12 protein-coding genes are annotated in these 15,105 nt (G+C 71.2%); 3 read left to right on the plus strand and 9 right to left on the minus strand.

Going from position 1 to position 15,105, the window contains the following annotated elements; all coding sequences use genetic code 11:
* Positions 1-31 precede the first annotated feature (31 nt).
* Entirely contained in the window at positions 32-4,717 is a 4,686-nt protein-coding gene (locus ACQP2X_RS29955; protein ID WP_498687512.1) for a PDDEXK-like endonuclease domain-containing protein, read from the minus strand.
* A 57-nt stretch (positions 4,718-4,774) separates the two neighbouring features.
* Positions 4,775-5,806: an oxidoreductase gene (locus ACQP2X_RS29960; protein WP_498687514.1), complete on the minus strand. Its 1,032-nt coding sequence runs from the start codon at positions 5,804-5,806 to the stop codon at positions 4,775-4,777.
* 52 nt (positions 5,807-5,858) lie between these two features.
* Between ACQP2X_RS29960 and ACQP2X_RS29965 the strand changes: the two genes are divergently transcribed.
* The gene (locus tag ACQP2X_RS29965; protein ID WP_498687515.1) at positions 5,859-6,203 is read left to right on the plus strand and encodes a MerR family transcriptional regulator; all 345 of its coding nucleotides are present in this window, start codon (positions 5,859-5,861) and stop codon (positions 6,201-6,203) included.
* A 20-nt stretch (positions 6,204-6,223) separates the two neighbouring features.
* Positions 6,224-6,538 carry a DUF1905 domain-containing protein gene (locus ACQP2X_RS29970; RefSeq protein ID WP_498687517.1) on the plus strand — a complete coding sequence of 105 codons (315 nt, stop codon included), beginning with the start codon at positions 6,224-6,226 and terminating at the stop codon, positions 6,536-6,538.
* Positions 6,539-6,588: 50 nt separating this feature from the next.
* On the opposite strand, the gene ACQP2X_RS29975 is transcribed toward ACQP2X_RS29970, so the two are convergent.
* The 6 genes from ACQP2X_RS29975 to ACQP2X_RS30000 form a co-directional block, all read right to left on the minus strand.
* A complete protein-coding gene (locus ACQP2X_RS29975) occupies positions 6,589-6,933 on the minus strand; it encodes a hypothetical protein (protein ID WP_498687518.1) in 345 nt (114 codons plus the stop codon).
* A gap of 86 nt (positions 6,934-7,019) precedes the next feature.
* Positions 7,020-7,457, minus strand: a complete 438-nt coding sequence (locus ACQP2X_RS29980; protein WP_498687520.1) for an HNH endonuclease — start codon at positions 7,455-7,457, stop codon at positions 7,020-7,022.
* Between the two features lie 136 nt (positions 7,458-7,593).
* Positions 7,594-8,424 (minus strand): carbohydrate ABC transporter permease, encoded by an 831-nt coding sequence (locus tag ACQP2X_RS29985; RefSeq protein WP_498687523.1) that lies wholly within the window; start codon positions 8,422-8,424, stop codon positions 7,594-7,596.
* Positions 8,421-9,347, minus strand: coding sequence for a carbohydrate ABC transporter permease (locus ACQP2X_RS29990; protein WP_498687526.1), 927 nt, complete (start codon positions 9,345-9,347; stop codon positions 8,421-8,423). Before ACQP2X_RS29990 ends, ACQP2X_RS29985 begins: the two co-directional genes overlap by 4 nt.
* A 6-nt stretch (positions 9,348-9,353) precedes the next feature.
* On the minus strand, positions 9,354-10,667 hold the full coding sequence (locus tag ACQP2X_RS29995) for an ABC transporter substrate-binding protein (RefSeq protein WP_498687528.1): 1,314 nt from the start codon (positions 10,665-10,667) through the stop codon (positions 9,354-9,356).
* 10 nt (positions 10,668-10,677) lie between these two features.
* Entirely contained in the window at positions 10,678-13,470 is a 2,793-nt protein-coding gene (locus ACQP2X_RS30000) for an alpha-L-rhamnosidase (RefSeq protein WP_498687531.1), read from the minus strand.
* A 182-nt stretch (positions 13,471-13,652) separates the two neighbouring features.
* Here ACQP2X_RS30000 and ACQP2X_RS30005 point away from each other — a divergent pair, with 182 nt between their 5' ends.
* Positions 13,653-14,549, plus strand: coding sequence for a helix-turn-helix transcriptional regulator (locus ACQP2X_RS30005; protein ID WP_498687533.1), 897 nt, complete (start codon positions 13,653-13,655; stop codon positions 14,547-14,549).
* Here the strand turns inward: ACQP2X_RS30005 and ACQP2X_RS30010 are convergent.
* Entirely contained in the window at positions 14,539-15,099 is a 561-nt protein-coding gene (locus tag ACQP2X_RS30010; protein ID WP_498687535.1) for a TetR/AcrR family transcriptional regulator, read from the minus strand. The two genes, ACQP2X_RS30005 and ACQP2X_RS30010, sit on opposite strands and share 11 nt — an antisense overlap.
* Positions 15,100-15,105: the final 6 nt, after the last annotated feature.

Raw genomic sequence — 15,105 nt, forward strand, 5'->3', positions numbered from 1 at the left:
TGAACCAGCAACGAGTCAATACGGCAATCGGTCAGGAGACGGGTTGAAGCCGCACAAGATCCACCCTTCGGTACGACTGGCCGGACGACGCGGGAAGCGCGCCCACGGCCTCCTCGATGACGGCCCGCAGCCGGGCCTGTTCCCCCGCCCGGTCGCGGTGCCACGCGGTTCCCCAGATCCGGTGCAACCGCCAGCCGAGCCCGCCCAGGATCTCGGCGCTGATCCGGTCGCGGTCGCGCGCCGCCGTGATCGAGGCGTATCGCGGCCCGTCACATTGGATGCCGAGCGCGTACACCTCGCCGTCGTGGGCCGGGTGCCGCACGCCGACCTCGACGCGGAAGCCGTCGACACCGACCGACGACCTGACCCGATATCCCCACGACTCCACGACCGTGGCGATCTCCTCGGCCATCGGGTCGAGGGCGGACGGGAGCGGCGACGGCGCCAGGCCGCGCTCCGCGTACTCGAGATAGGCGGCCAGATGCCGTACGCCCGCGTTGGCCGACGCCGGGATGTCCCGCGACCGGATCGACGAGACGATCTCCACGCGCCGCCGGGCCCTGGTGATCGCCACGTTGAGCCGGCGAACACCGTTGCGCTGGTTGAGAGCGCCGAAGTTCGTGGTGATCTTCCCGTCCTCGTCGTGGGCGTACCCGATCGAGAAGATCATGACGTCGCGCTCGTCGCCCTGCACCGACTCCAGGCTCTTGACGAACAGGCCGTTGAGCCGGTCGCCGTCGAGGAAGCGCTCGAGGCCGGGGTGCTTGGCGACCGCGCGCTCGAGGGCCGCCTCGATCGCGTCGGCCTGGGCGACCGAGAAGGTGACCACGCCGAGCGACTCCTCGGGCCTGGTGGTGAGGCTGTGCACGATCCGCTCGGCGACCCGCTCCGCCTCGACCGGGTTGTCCCGGGTCGTGCCCCGGCGATAGACGCCGCCGGCCAGGATCAGCTCCACGCCCGACTCGGGGTCGGACGCGTTCGCGCACGGGAAGGTGATCAGCCGCGCCTGGTAGAAGGCGTGGTTGGCGAACGCGATCAGCGCCTCGTGACGACTCCGGTAGTGCCACGCGAGCGCGAGCGTGCGGAAGGCGCCGCAGGCCTTGGCCAGCTCCAGCACCGACTGGAAGTCGTTGACGTCCGTCGCCGCGTCCGGCGCCGGCTCGTCCGCGCTCTCCCCCTCCAGGAGATCGGAGGAGTCGGCGGAGTCGGGGGTGGACGACACCGCGAAGAACGACGTGGGCGGCAGCTGCTTGTCGTCACCCGCCACGATCATGGCCGACGCGCGGTAGACGCAGTTCACCGCGTCGCCCGGCGTGATCTGCGAGGCCTCGTCGAAGACGACCACGTCGAAGCTCAGGTCGGACGGGAGGTACTGGCTGACCGCGAGCGGCGACATGAGGAAGCAGGGCTTCACGGCGAGCACGGTGTCGCGCGCCCGCCCGATCAGCTCGCGCACGGCCAGGTGCCGGGTCTCCTTCATCCCCTCCCGGCGCAGCAGCGCGACGTCCTCCGGCCGGCGCCCGGCCGCCTTGCGCTCGCTCAGGACCGTCGCGATCGTCGCGGGAGCGGTGCTGGTGAGCGCGGCGTCCATCCGGCGGAACTCCTCGACCAGCCGGTCCCGCTCGGCCGACCCGCCCGGATGCAGCCGGCGGTCGGAACGGATCACCGCGTCGGCCCAGGCCGCGAGCAGCGCCCGCTCCAGCACCCCGCGCAGCTGCTCGGGCGGCACCCGCTGCTCGGCGCAGGAGGCGACTGCCGCGTCGAGCCCGTGCGCGGCGAGCGCCCGCCGGGCCGCGAGGTGGCCGAACCACTCCTCCTGACCGGCGCGGTCGGCGATCAGTTCGTCCAGGAGACCGCTGGTGTACGCGTCCAGCGCCGCACCGATCTCCTCGTGCCGGCCGGCCGCGAACGCGGCCACGACGCCGTCCCGCGCCTGCTCCCAGGCGCCGGCCCGCTCGGCCAGCGTCCCCGCGGCCTCGCAGGCGCCCAGCGCCGCCGCCTGCGCCTCGGTCAGCGGCCGGTCCGTGCCCGTGGCCAGGCGCCGGGCCGCCGCCGCCCAGCCGATCGCCTCGTCCAGGCCCTCGCCCAGCCCGGCCAGGGTCTCGTCGTTGTCCGTGCGCGACGCGAGCTCCTCCTCCGCCTCCACGACGGCCCCGCGCAGCCGGGCCAGCCGCAGCGCCTCGGCCAGGTCGACCTCACGCTCACAGGCCCGGCTGTAGGCACGCAGCGCCGTCGCGGCCGCCTTCAGCGGCTCCACCCGGGAGCGCAGCGCGGTGATCTCCTCGCGGACGGTCTCGGCCCCGGGCTCGCGGACCCGCCGGGCCTGGGCGGCGACCCGCGCCATCCCCGGCACCGGCTTGCCCACCTGCTCGGCGACCTGCGGCACGGCCTCGGGCGGCGAGAGCCGCAACACCTCGCCGGCCACCTGCACCGCGTCGTGGATGGCGTTGAAGTCCGTGGCGTTGCGCCGCCAGTAACGGCCCAGCAGCGGGGCGTACTGCCGCTCGGCCGCGGCCTGCTCGCGCAGCGCCACCTTCCAGGCCACCGCGGTGCCGAGATGCGCGACGGCCTCGGCCGGGGCCATCGACGGCTGGGCGAAGGCGGCCACCGCCTCCCAGTCCCGGCGGTACGCCCGGAAGAGCTTCCGCAGACCACGGTGCACATTGGTGAGCCGGTCGGAGAGCTGCTCCACCGGCTGTTCGACGATCGACTCGTGGAAGTAGCGGCGGGCCTGCGCCTCGGCCGCGGCCACCGCCTCGGCCGAGCGGCGCAGCGCGGTCGCGGCGGCCGACACGGTGGCCAGCACGCCGGCGCCGAACCAGAACGGCTCGGGCCGGTTCGGCCGCGACGCCAGGTCGGCGATCGCGGCGAGCCGCGACAGGTCGGCGAAGGTGACGACCGGCGGCAGCCCGAGCCGCGACGCGATGGGTCCCGCGTCGTGCAGCACCTCGTCGAGCACGTCGGCGTCCTCGACGTGCCGGTGAGCGGCCTCCTCAGCGGCGTCCGCGGTGAGGGTGCGCGGCTCCAGGGCCGGCGGCACGACGTCGGGCAACTCGTGCCACTCGACGCCGGCGGCGGAGCGGACGGCCGCCCGCGTCTGGCGGACGGCGGTGAGGTCGCGGCTGCGGCGCTCGGCCGAGCGGCCGACCGGCTCCAGGCTGGGCATGGTGAGCCATTCGCCGGGTACGCCGCCGGGGCGGCGCGCGGCGTGCGTGACCAGGGCCGCGAGCTTGCCGGCCTGGGAGGGCCGGGTGACGCCGAACGCCTCGGCGGCGGCCTGGTTGCGGCCGGCGACCTCGGCCAGCGCCCGCAGCGCGGCCCGGGCGCGGCGCAGACGGTCGTCGAGCGGCTCCCGCTCGGTCACGTCCCGCCAGAGGAAGTCACCGGAGATCGGCCGCCAGCAGCGGGCGAGCTCGTCGGCGGCCTCGCCCGCGCGTTCGAGCGACTCGGGCGTCAGCGAGTTGACCGAGACGTCCGGCAGCGGGACCTCGGCCGGCCCCAGCGAGCCGAGCACCTCGTAGAGGCTGCGGCCCAGTGGCTGGCGCACCTCGTTCATCGCGACCGCGTAACCGCTCAGGCGCTCGCGCCGCTCGCGGAGCTGCTCGCGGTCGACGGTGCGGCCGGCGCCGGGCACCGGCTGGTCGTCGAGGGCCGCGGCGAGCTCGCGGGCGACCTCCTTGCGGGTCGCCTTGTGACTGTGCAGTTCGAGCAGATATCCGTCCAGGCCGGCGTTCGCGAGCCGGGTGTGCACGACCTCCAGCGCGGCCGCCTTCTCCGAGACGAACAGGACCCGCTTGCCCGCGTGCAGCAGGCAGCCGATCATGTTGGCGATCGTCTGCGACTTTCCCGTGCCGGGCGGGCCGTCGAGCACGAAGCTGCGCCCCTCGACCGCGGCGGCCACGCAGGCCCGCTGGGAGGCGTCCGCGTCGAGCACGAGCGGCATCTCCTCCGGCGGGGCGAGCCGGTCGATGTCGGCCGCCGGGATCGGGTCGAAGCCGGTGCCCGGTTCGCCACCGGCGAGCGCGCGGATCAGCGGGTGGGCGGCGATGCGGTCCTCGTTGTCCAGCAGATCGCGGTACATCGCCTCCTTGTGGAAGGAGAACGTGGACAGCAGCACCGTCTCGTCGGCGTGCCAGTCACGCCCGCCGAACGCCTCGCGGAGCTGGGCGAGATAGGCGGGCACGTCCAGCTCGGCCAGGCTCCCGGCGGCGGGCAGTTCGACGCCGAGCCGGCGCAGGCGTACGGAAAGAGCGGGGTTGACCACGGGGTCGTCGCCCGTGGACCGCACCTTCGGCACGTCGCCCGGGCCCAGCGCGGTCAGCTCGACCGGGAGGAGAAGGATCGGGCTGGTGAAGGCGACGTCCTCCTCGTCGCGCCAGCGCAGCATGCCGGCGGCGAGATGCAGCACCGGCACGCCGCGGTCGAGGAAGTCCTGACGCGACCTGCGCAGCAGGCGGCGCAGCTGGCCGCCGAGCGCGGAGGCGGTCAGCTCGGTCTTGAACAGGCCGCCGGGCTCGGGCTTGGCGCCGAAGGCGAGGAAGCCGTACTCCCGGCCGTCGCGGATCGCGCGCACGACGTCGCCGGCCGGCGGGCCCTGGACGTCGATCGAGCCGGTCTCGGACCGCTTGAAGTTCAGGAGCCGGTTTCCGGCGTCGAGATTGACCAGGCCGTCACGCCAGGCACGCAGGGCCGCACGCTCCGCAGAAAACTCGGACATGCAACACATTTCACCAACTGGCGCTCACGTTCGCTGGAGAATCACCAATCCAGTTGGTCACCAGTAGCGGTCCTCGTCCGCCTTCCGGTAGTCGTTGATCTCGCCGAGGCGGCCCTCGCCGGCCAGGCGCACCCACGCCGGGTTGCCCAGCAGCACCCGGCCGAGGGCGATCAGGTCGTACTCGCCCTGGCGGCGGCGGTCGAGCAGCTCGGTCATCCGCGGCGAGCCGACGAAGTCGCGCGTCAGGCCGACCGACCCGACCGTGATCGACGGCAGGCCGGTGAGGCGTTTGGCCCAGCCGGCCAGGTTGAGCGGGCTGCCGTCGAAGGCCGGCTCCCAGAAACGGCGCTGGGACGCGTGCAGCACGTCGGCGCCGGCGGCCGCGAACGAGCCGAGGATCGCGCCGAGCGCGTCCGGCGTGTCCGCGATCCGCGCGGCGTAGTCGCGCTCCTTGAACTGCGAGAACCGCACGATCAGCGGCATCGACGCCGGGATCTCGGCGCGAACGGCCCGGATCACCTCGGCCGGGAAGGCGGCCCGGTCGGCGCCGAAGCGGTCGGGCCGGCGGTTGGTGAACGGCCACAGGAACTCGTCGAGCAGGTAGCCGTGCGCCGCGTGGATCTCGACGGCGTCGAAGCCGGCACTGACCGCGGCGCGGGCGGCACGGGCGTACGCGTCGAGCAGCACCGGGAAGTCCTGGCCCGTCATGGCATGGGTATGCGAGGGGACAGCGGACGGCGTCCAGGCCTGGACGCCGTCGACCGGCTCCCGCCGGCTGCCGAGGTGCCAGAGCTGCGCGGCGATCTTCCCGCCGACCGCGTGCACCTCGCCGGTGACCAGCCGCCAGCCCGCCTCGCGCATGCGGGGGACGTCCGTCTCGTGCCCGGCCGACGGGTGGTCGATCAGCACGCCCTCGGTGATGATCAGCCCGACGCCGTTCTCGGCCCGGCGACGGTAGTAGGCCGCCGTGAGCGCCGTGGGCGTGCCGCCCGGCGACTGCGCGCGCGTCATCGGCGCCATCACGAACTGACTGCTCAACGACATGCCGGCCAGCGTGACGGGCTCGCTCAGGGCGCTTGTGGTCATCATGGAGTCACGGTAAAACTTGACATCCGTGTGAGGGTCAAGAGGAGTTTCTGTGATGCGCATCGGCGATCTCTCGGCCGCGACCGGCGCCAGCCCTCGGTCCCTGCGGTACTACGAGGACCAGGGCCTGCTGAGCAGCTCGCGGAGCTCCGGCGGCCAGCGGCACTATCCGGAGACGGCGGTCGAGCGGGTACGGCTGATCCAGTCGCTGCTCTCGGCCGGGCTCAACAGCGCCACGATCCAGGACGTCCTGCCGTGCATCAACAACGAGGCCATCCGGACGCCGTGGCTGGCCGCGCGCCTCACGTCCGAGCTCGAACGGGTCGAGTCGCAGATCGAGGACCTGCACCGGACCCGCACGGTCCTGGCCGGGCTGGTGAAGCAGTACCGCGTCGAGTGAAGTTGTCGTACCCCCGTGCCATGCTTCGGAGCGTGGAGGTCGACTTCGAGAGCGAGCTGTGGATCTGGGACGCGCGAAAGGGCGAGAGCTGGACTTTCGTGACTCTGCCGGAGGACGCGTCCGAGGACATCCGTCATCTCACCGACGGCATACGGCGGGGGTTCGGGTCACTGCGCGTGCGGGCCTCGGTGGGCAGCAGCACGTGGCAGACCTCGATCTTCCCGGACAGTCAGAAGGGGGCCTTCGTGCTGCCGATCAAACGCGCGATCCGGAAGGCCCAGCATCTGGAGCCCGGCGACACGGCCGCGGTCACGGTGAAGCTGCTGGACGTCTGAGACGGGCGATCCCGGCGCTCGCGGTGGAGCGCCGGGATCGGTGAGACGGATCAGAACCAGCGACGACGGCGGTAGTGGCCGTGGTGCCGGTAGTGGCCATGGTGGCGGTAGTGGCCGTGGTACCCGGGAGCCTGGCGGTAGTGGCCGTGATGGCCGTAGCCGCCGGGGTACGCCCCCGGGTGCCCGTACGCCCCAGGGTGGCCGTAAGCGCCGGGGTGCTGCCCGTAGGGGCCCGGGTGCCCGTACGCGCCGTGGTGGCCCTGGCTGCGGGCGATTCGGTGGTTCACCTCGCGCAGCATGCCGTCGACAACCGCGTTGTGGCCTCCCCCGTGGCTGCGCTTCTGGAGCTTCGACGCGACCATCGACAGGACAAACCTCTTGAATCCACCGCTCATCGGTTCCAGCCTCCTTGCCTGGTGACCAACAACGGTACGTGGCCATGTCGAGTACCAACTGTGACTTGGCTGGCGGTTTCCTGAGATCAGAGGAAGACAGCCCAGGCCGGGGCCGTGGGCGTCACCCGCAGGGGCATGCGGGCCTCGGCCGGCGTGCGGTCGCCCTTGCGCTGGTTGCAGCTGCCGCAGGCGGCCACCGTGTTGGTCCAGGAGTTCAGGCCGCCGCGCGAGCGGGGCAGGACGTGGTCGATGGTCGAGGCGGCGCGACCGCAGTAGGCGCAGCGGCGGGCGTCGCGGGTCAGCACGCCGGCGCGGGACCACGACGGGCCGCGGCCGTGGCGCCAGCGGGTGACCACGTACGACACCAGGCGCACCACCTTCGGCATCGGCCAGACGCCGATCACCGCGTCCGGCTGGGACTCGTGGACCTCGGCCACCCGCCGCACCAGCATGCGGACGGCGTGCCGCAGGCTGACCCGGTGCAGCGGGCCCAGGTCCGCGTTTATGACAAGCACGTCGCTCATTTCGGCCCTCCAATCCCGAACGGGGGAAAGCGTAAGGAGGGCGGTACGAGATGATCAATCGAATAACGCACGGCGCCGGGCCACATAGGACCCAGCGCGACGTGCAAAAGCTACCTGCAGAGCGACGTGCGAGAGATCAGCCCTTGATGGCGCCCGCCGTCATGCCGGCCACGATGCGCTTGTTGAAGAACAGGAACATCAGCAGGGGCGGGATCGTGATGAGCAGGATGTCCATGAACAGCAGGTTGTATTGCGTCGAATATTGACTTGAGAAATTGTACAAAGTGAGCTGGACTGTCGCGTTCTGATCGCCCGGCAGGAAGTACAGCGGATTGACGAAGTCGTTGAACACCGTCACCGACTGCACGACCACCACCGTGATGATGACCGACCGCAACAACGGCAGGATCACCCGGAAGAACAGCCGCAGCGGGCCGGCCCCGTCGATGATCGCCGCCTCGTCCAGCTCCCGCGGGATCGTCGCGATGAACGCCCGGAACAGCAGGATGCAGAACGACAGGCCGAACGCCACCTCGACCAGGATCAGGCCGGGCATCGTCCGGAACAGCCCCAGCTTCTGCAGCACCCAGATCGTCGGCACCACGGCGGGCGGGATGATCAGGCCGGACAGGACCAGGAAGTTGATCAGGCCGGTCCAGCGGGTGCGCCGGCGCTGCAGCGCGAAGGCCACCATCGCCGCCAGCACCACCAGGATCGAGACGCTGGCCACGGTCAGGATCGTGCTGTTGATGAACGCGATGATCAGCATGTAGTCGCGGGCCTGCACGACGTCGACGAAGTTCTGCACGAGGTGGAACTGCGTCGGCCACGAGAAGTCCAACAGGGACGCCTGCTGCCGCGACTTCACCGCCGTGAGCAGGATGAACGCGAACGGCACCAGGAACACCACGACCGAGAGCAGGATGGCCGCGACGCTCGTGACGAGGTGGGGACGGCGAGAGGTCACAGGTCCACCTCCTTGGAGTTCAGGAAGCGTGACAACGGGAAGATGATGGCCGTGACCAGCAGGAACAGCACCACGTTGCCCGCCGTCGACAGGCCGTAGAAGCCCGCCTGGTACTGCTTGTAGATCACCGACGCGATGACGTCGGAGGTGAAGCCCGGCCCGCCCCGGGTCATCGCCCAGATCAGGTCGAACGAGCGCAGGCCGCCGATCAGCGACAGCAGGATGACCGTGAACGTCGCCGGCCGGGCCAGCGGCAGCACGATGCGGCGGAAGTTCTGCCAGGCCGAGGCGCCGTCGACGCGGGCCGCCTCGAAATACTCCTGCGGGATCGACACGATGCCGGCGATGTAGATCAGCGTGGCCAGGCCGACGCCCTTCCACACGTCGACCAGGGCGACCGACAGCAGCGCGTACGAGGGATCGGTGAGCCAGCCCGGGCCCTGGATGCCGATCAGCGCGAGGGACTCGTTGATCAGGCCGTCCTCGGGGTCCATGAGGATCGTGAAGGTGAGGCCCACGCCGATCGTCGAGACCAGCACCGGGAAGAAGACCACCGAGCGCAGATAGCCCCGGCCGATGATCTGCGAGGTGAGCAGCACGGCCAGGCCGAGGCCGAGCACGACCTTCAGGCCCGAGGTGACCACCGCGTAGACGATCGTGTGGGTGAGGCCGGAGACGAGCGCCGGCTCCTTGAAGAACGTCACGTAGTTCTCGAAGCCGATGAACTTCGAGCTGAACATGTTCCAGCGGGTGAGGCTGAAGTAGAACGACGTCACCGTCGGGACGATGAACAGCACGCCGTAGACGATGGCCGCCGGCAGGTAGAACCAGTGCGGATACGGGCTCTTGGCACGCTTGCCGCCGGCCGGCCCGGCCGCGCGGGGGCGCGACCGGGCGGACGACTTCTCAACGATCGCGGTCAAAGCGGCCTACCAGCCCTCGAGCCCGAGCTGCTGCGCCTGCTTCTTCACGTCCTCGTCGTAGAGCTTGGCGCCGGCGTCGGCCTTGCGGATGCCGGAGCCGACCTCGACGCAGATCTGCTCGAGGGCCGGGCCCTTGACCGGGGAGAGGAACTCCAGGGCCAGGCCGGAGGCCTGCTGGTCGACGTACGTCTGCAGGTCCTTGACGGCCTGCGGCACCGAGTCGGGCAGGGTGCAGCCCTTGACCGCCCACGCGCCCGACGGCTGGCTGGCGTTGCCGAACGAGGTGCAGCCCTCGGGGCTGGCCAGGAAGTCGAGGAACTTCTTCGAGGCGTCCAGCTTGTCGCCGGTGGTGCTGGTCGGGATGTAGACGCCGGACGGCGCCCACACCGTGATGCCGTTGCTGGCGGCGTCAGTGCCGGGGATGGCGAACAGGCCGATCTTGTTCTCGCTGCCCGGGTTGTCGGTGACGAGCTGAGTGATCATGGAAGACAGGATCGGGTATTGCGCGCCCTCGCCCTTGGCCAGCTTGCGCAGCGCGTCGGTCAGCTTGGTCGAGGCGAAGTCCTTGTTGACGTAGCCCGCGTCGTGCACCTGCTGGAGGTGGTCGAAACCGGCCCGGGCGACCGGGTCCGTGGCGTACTTCACCTGGTTCTTGGTGTATTTGTCGGCCCAGCCGGGCGAGGCCTTCTCGACGTTGTAGTAGTCGCCGAGCACGAACAGCTGCGAGGTCCACGTCTCGCCGTACGACTGGATCACCGGGTCGACGCCGCCGGCCTTGATCTTCGCGTTGTTCGCCATGAAGGCGTCCCACGTCTTCGGGACCTCGAGGCCGAGCTTGGCGTAGACGTCCTTGTTGTACATGATGCCGCCGGCGAAGAAGTTGCCGAACGGCGCGCCGTACACCTTGCCGTCGGCCGTCACCGTGGTCTTGAAGTTGTCGTCGGTGCGGCCCACGAAGGCCTCACCGGAGACGTCCACGAGGTTCTTCTGCGGAGCGAGCGCCTGGAAGAGCGAGCCCGAGTTGTACTGGAAGATGTCGCTCATGTCGCCGGTGGAGAGCCGGGTCTTGACGATGTTGTCGCCCTCGGTGCCCTGCGGGCGCGACTCGACCTTCACCGTGATGTCGGGGTTCTTGGCGGTGAAGTCCTTGGCCACGCCCTCGGCCGCCTTCACCGTCTCCGGCGCGTTGTCGACCAGGAACGACAGGGTGACCTTGCCGCCGCCCTCCTCGTCGCTGCTGCCGAGGCTGCCGGCGCTGCAGGCGCCGAGCGCGAGCGTGGTGGCGGCGAGGACGGACAGCGCTATTCTGCTGCGTTTCATCGATGCTCCCTTAGTTTTCGGTGGAGAGGAGGGTGTTCAGGCGGGCGGCGAGCTCGTTCCCGCCGGGGATGAAGCCGTGTGCGGTGGCGGCGTCGACGAACTCGCTCGCGGGCGCGTCGAGGAACGGTGCCAGCCGGTCGGCCAGGACGGCCTCGTCGGCGGCCACGCCCGCTTCGCGCGCGGCGGCCAGGGCCTTGTCCCAGCTGGGTTCGTGGTCCATCAACTGCCGGATGGTGAGGTCCGTGGTGCTCGCGCTTGCTTCGCGGGCGTACGGATCCTCGGCCGTCCAGGAATGCTTGCCGTGACCCACTTCGACGGAGTGGCCCTCACCGGGGATCAGGACGAGGGCACGCGCGCCGACCGGGATGACGACGTCGAGGCGCAGCGACCCGTCCACGCGCTCCCAGGAGACCGAGGCCTCGCCGTACGGCGTGAGATGACGGGCCGACGCGTGGGTGAGGTGCCTGCTCGGCAGCGGCCGCACCTCGATGAGGCGATATCCGGGCTCGGCCGGGGCCAGGCCCGCGACCCGGCGGTGCAGCCAGTCGGCGACCGCGCCCAGCGCGTAGTGGTTGAACGAGGTCATCTCGCCCGGGTTGATCGAGCCGTCCGGCAGCATGCTGTCCCAGCGCTCCCAGACCGTGGTCGCGCCCATGGTCACCGGGTAGAGCCAGGACGGGCATCCGGTCTGCAGAAGCAGCCGGTACGCCAGGCCGGCCTCGCCCGCGTCGGCCAGCGCGTCGGTCATCAGCGGGGTGCCGACGAAGCCGGTGCTGATCCGGAACCCGGACGTGCGGACCAGATCGGCCAGCCGCTCCGCCGCGTGTGTGCGCTGCTGCTCGGTGGGCAGCAGCGCCCATTGCAGGGCCAGCGCGTACGCGGTCGGCGCGTCGCTGAGCACCCGGCCGCCCGCGGTGACGTACTCCCGGGCGAATGCCTCCCGGACCTTCTCGGCCAGCTCGCCGTACTCCCGCGCCACCTCGCCGTCGCCCACCGCGAGCGCGGCCTTGGCCACCAGGGAGGCCGAGTAGGCCAGGTGGGCCGTCGCCACCACGTCCGGGTCGGCCTTGGCCCGGAAGGGGTCGGCCGGCGGGGCGGCCGGGTCGAGCCAGTCGCCGAACTGGAAGCCACCGCTCCACAGCAGGTCGGGCCCGGCCAGCCCGGAGATCCGGTCGACCCAGGCCCGCATGCTCGGCAGCTGACGCTCGAGCAGGCCCACGTCGCCGGTGCGCTGGTAGAGCACCCACGGCACCACGGTCGCGGCGTCGCCCCAGGCCGCGGCGGCCGGGCCCGGCTGGCGGATCACGTCGGGCACCACGTGCGGGACCGAACCGTCCTTCTGCTGCTCGGCCGCGAGGTCGGCCAGCCAGTTGCCGAGGAAGCCGGCCGTGTCGAACAGGAACGTCGCGGTCGGCGAGAAGACCTGGATGTCACCGGTCCACCCCAGCCGCTCGTCGCGCTGCGGGCAATCGGTCGGCACGTCGACGAAGTTGCCGCGCATGCCCCAGACCACGTTCTCGTGGAAGCGGTCGAGCAGCTCGTGCGACGAGGCGAACCAGCCCGTGCGCCGCAGGTCGGAGCCGACCACGACCGCCTCGACGTCCTCCGCGCGCAGCCCGTCGACACCTGTCACCTCGGCATAACGGAAGCCGTGGAAGGTCAGATTCGGTTCAAGAACAACTTCATCGGAGCCTTCCACGACGTACGAGTCGGTGGCGCGCGCCGTGCGCAGCGGGCGCACGCCGAGCTCGCCGTCCTCCAGCACCTCGGCGTGCCGGACCACGACCTCTCCCCCGGCCGCGCCGCCGCGCACCGTCAGCCGGACCCAGCCGACCAGGTTCTGCCCGAAGTCGACCAGGGTCCGGCCGGACGGCGACGCGCTGACCTCGACGGCCGGGACGACCTGGGTGATCCGTACGGGCGGGCCGTCCGGGGCGACCAGCAGCGACAGGTCGGCGTCGACCACGTCGACCGGCGACTCCGGGCCGGGCTCGCGGCGCCGGTCGATGCTCTGGCCGTCGTACAGGTCGTCGGCGGTCACCGAGCTCTCGCGAGCGGTCCACGAGCCGTCGGTGGCCAGCACGTGGACTGCGCCGTCGGCGGTGACGACCTCCAGCTGCGCCAAGAGAGCGAGCCGGTCCCCGTACACCCCGTGCTTGCCCTGAAATCCGAGGCGGCCGCGGAACCAGCCGTTGCCCAGGAGCACCTCGAGGCGGTTGGCCCCGGCCGTGACCAGGTCGGTGACGTCGTGCGTCTGGTAGCGCAGGCGGTGTTGATAGGCGGTCCAGCCCGGGGCGAGCTGCTCGTCGCCGACCCGCTGGCCGTTGAGCTTCGCGATGTAGAGGCCGTGCGCGGTGACGTACAGGCGGGCCCGGACCACATCGGCCGGGATCTCGACGACGCCGGTCAGCAGCGGGGCCGGTGCGCCCCAGGCGCCGATCTCGCGCGGGCTGACGAAGCGGGCGGTCCAGTCGTCCGGCGCCAGCAGGCCGGCCTCGACCGTGCTGGGCTCACTCCACCCGCTCCACGTGCCGTCGTCGCCGGCGCGGACCCGTACCGTCGCTTTGTCGCGAGCCGCCAGCGGCGCACCCGGCCAGGGCACCAGGATCTGGTCGCCGGAGGCGACCGCGAAGGTCTCGGCCGAGCCGTCGCGCTCGATCTCGATCTCGTAACGCGTCTGCGCGTAGCCCTCGGGGGCGTCCGGCACCTGCCAGGAAAGGCGCGGCGTGGCCGAGCCGATGCCGGTCACGGGACCCGGGTGGTGGTCGAAGCGGAGGTCGGTGGGTGCGGCGATGTCCGGCATTTCTCTCCATAGCTTGTGCGTGAAACGATTCAAAGGCGGCCGGGACGATCCGGTGATCGATGTTTCGGACTGATGGCGAAACCGTTTCGCTTGGCACCGATCGTGCGTTGTGGCGCAGGCCACGGCATAGCCCGAGATGAACCGGAGGTAGCACGAAATTCACCTGGGGCCTACGGTGAGGCATGACCGACGAGCCCCCCGTCGAGACCACCGGCACGCTGCTGCACTTCATCGAGGGATCAGCCGTGTGGGCCGGGCACTACCTGCACGAGGACGCCCATCCCGTGCACACGCACAGCTTCGTCGAGATCGCGGTGATGACCGGCGGCAAGGGGACGCACCACAGCCTGGCCGGCCGCCAGGACCTGAGCGTGGGCGACGTGGTGCTGCTGCGGCCGGGCGTCTGGCACGGCTACGAGCAGTGCGAGAGCCTCGACCTGTACAACTGCTGCTTCTCCACCGAGCTGATGCAGCGCGAGCTGGCCTGGACCAGGCAGGACCCGCAACTCGGTCATCTGCTGTGGACGGGGCCCTATTCGGGCCAGCGGCGCGGCATCCTCTACGCCCACCTCGAGGCGGACGAGCTCGCCGTATCGCTCGAACACCTCGACGGGCTGCAGAAACTCCGTTCCCAGCCGCCGGGCCGGTACAGGGGCGACATGGTCGGCCGGCTCGTGCTCTTCCTCAGCACGCTGGCCCGCGTCGTCGCCGAGTCCGACGACCTGGCCGGCGACGCCGAGAGCATCCATCCGGCGGTCCTCGACGCGATGCGGATGATGGAGGCCCGCCCCGGCCATCAGTGGACGCTGACCGAGCTGGCGGCCGAGCTGCACCTGGCGCCCGGATATCTGGTCCGCCTCTTCAAGTCGGCCACCGGCCTGCCGCCGATGGCCTATCTGTCACGGCACCGCGTCGAGCTGGCCGCGGCCCGGCTCCTGCACACCGACCAGCCCATCAACAAGATCGGCGAGTCGGTCGGCTGGCCCGACCAGAACTATTTCGCCCGCCGCTTCAAGTCCCACTACGGCCTGAGCGCGTCGACCTACCGGTCGCGCTTCACCCGTACGGTCAAGCGGTGAAAAGCCTTTCCAGCTGGGCGTCGAGCGCGGCCAGGGCCCGCTCCGGCGTGTACTGCCCGCCGAGCAGATAGAGGCCGAGGCCTTCCATCAGCGCGAGCAGCGCGGCCGCGGCGTCCACGTCGCCGCCCGGCAGCAGACCGCCGAGAAAGCCGACCAGCTCCTCGGTCTCGCCGCGCAGGGCCGGTTGCGGACGGATCGCGGTGTACGCCAGGAAGGCCAGCGCCACCCGGCCGTCCTCCCGGCTCGCCGCGTCGAGCGGCAGCAACGCCGTGAGCATCGCCCGCACGAGATCGCGCGGCCGTGGGCTCTCCCCGAGCCGCGCGATGGCTTCCTCCACCCGCCGCTGGCTGCGCTCCTTCACCACCGACAGGGCGAACGTCATCATCTCGTCCTTGGTGCGGAAGTAGTGCTGCACCATGCCCGCGCTCACGTCGGCCGCGGCTGCCACGTGCCGCAGGCTCACCGCCTCGAGCCCCTGCTCGGCCGCCACCCGCATCAGCGCGTCGGCGATGAGCCGGCGGCGCTCGGCGTGGTCGACCTTCTTCGGCATGGTCGC

The sequence above is a fragment of the Actinoplanes sp. CA-131856 genome (genome assembly GCF_050956135.1).
Lineage (GTDB): Bacteria > Actinomycetota > Actinomycetes > Mycobacteriales > Micromonosporaceae > Actinoplanes.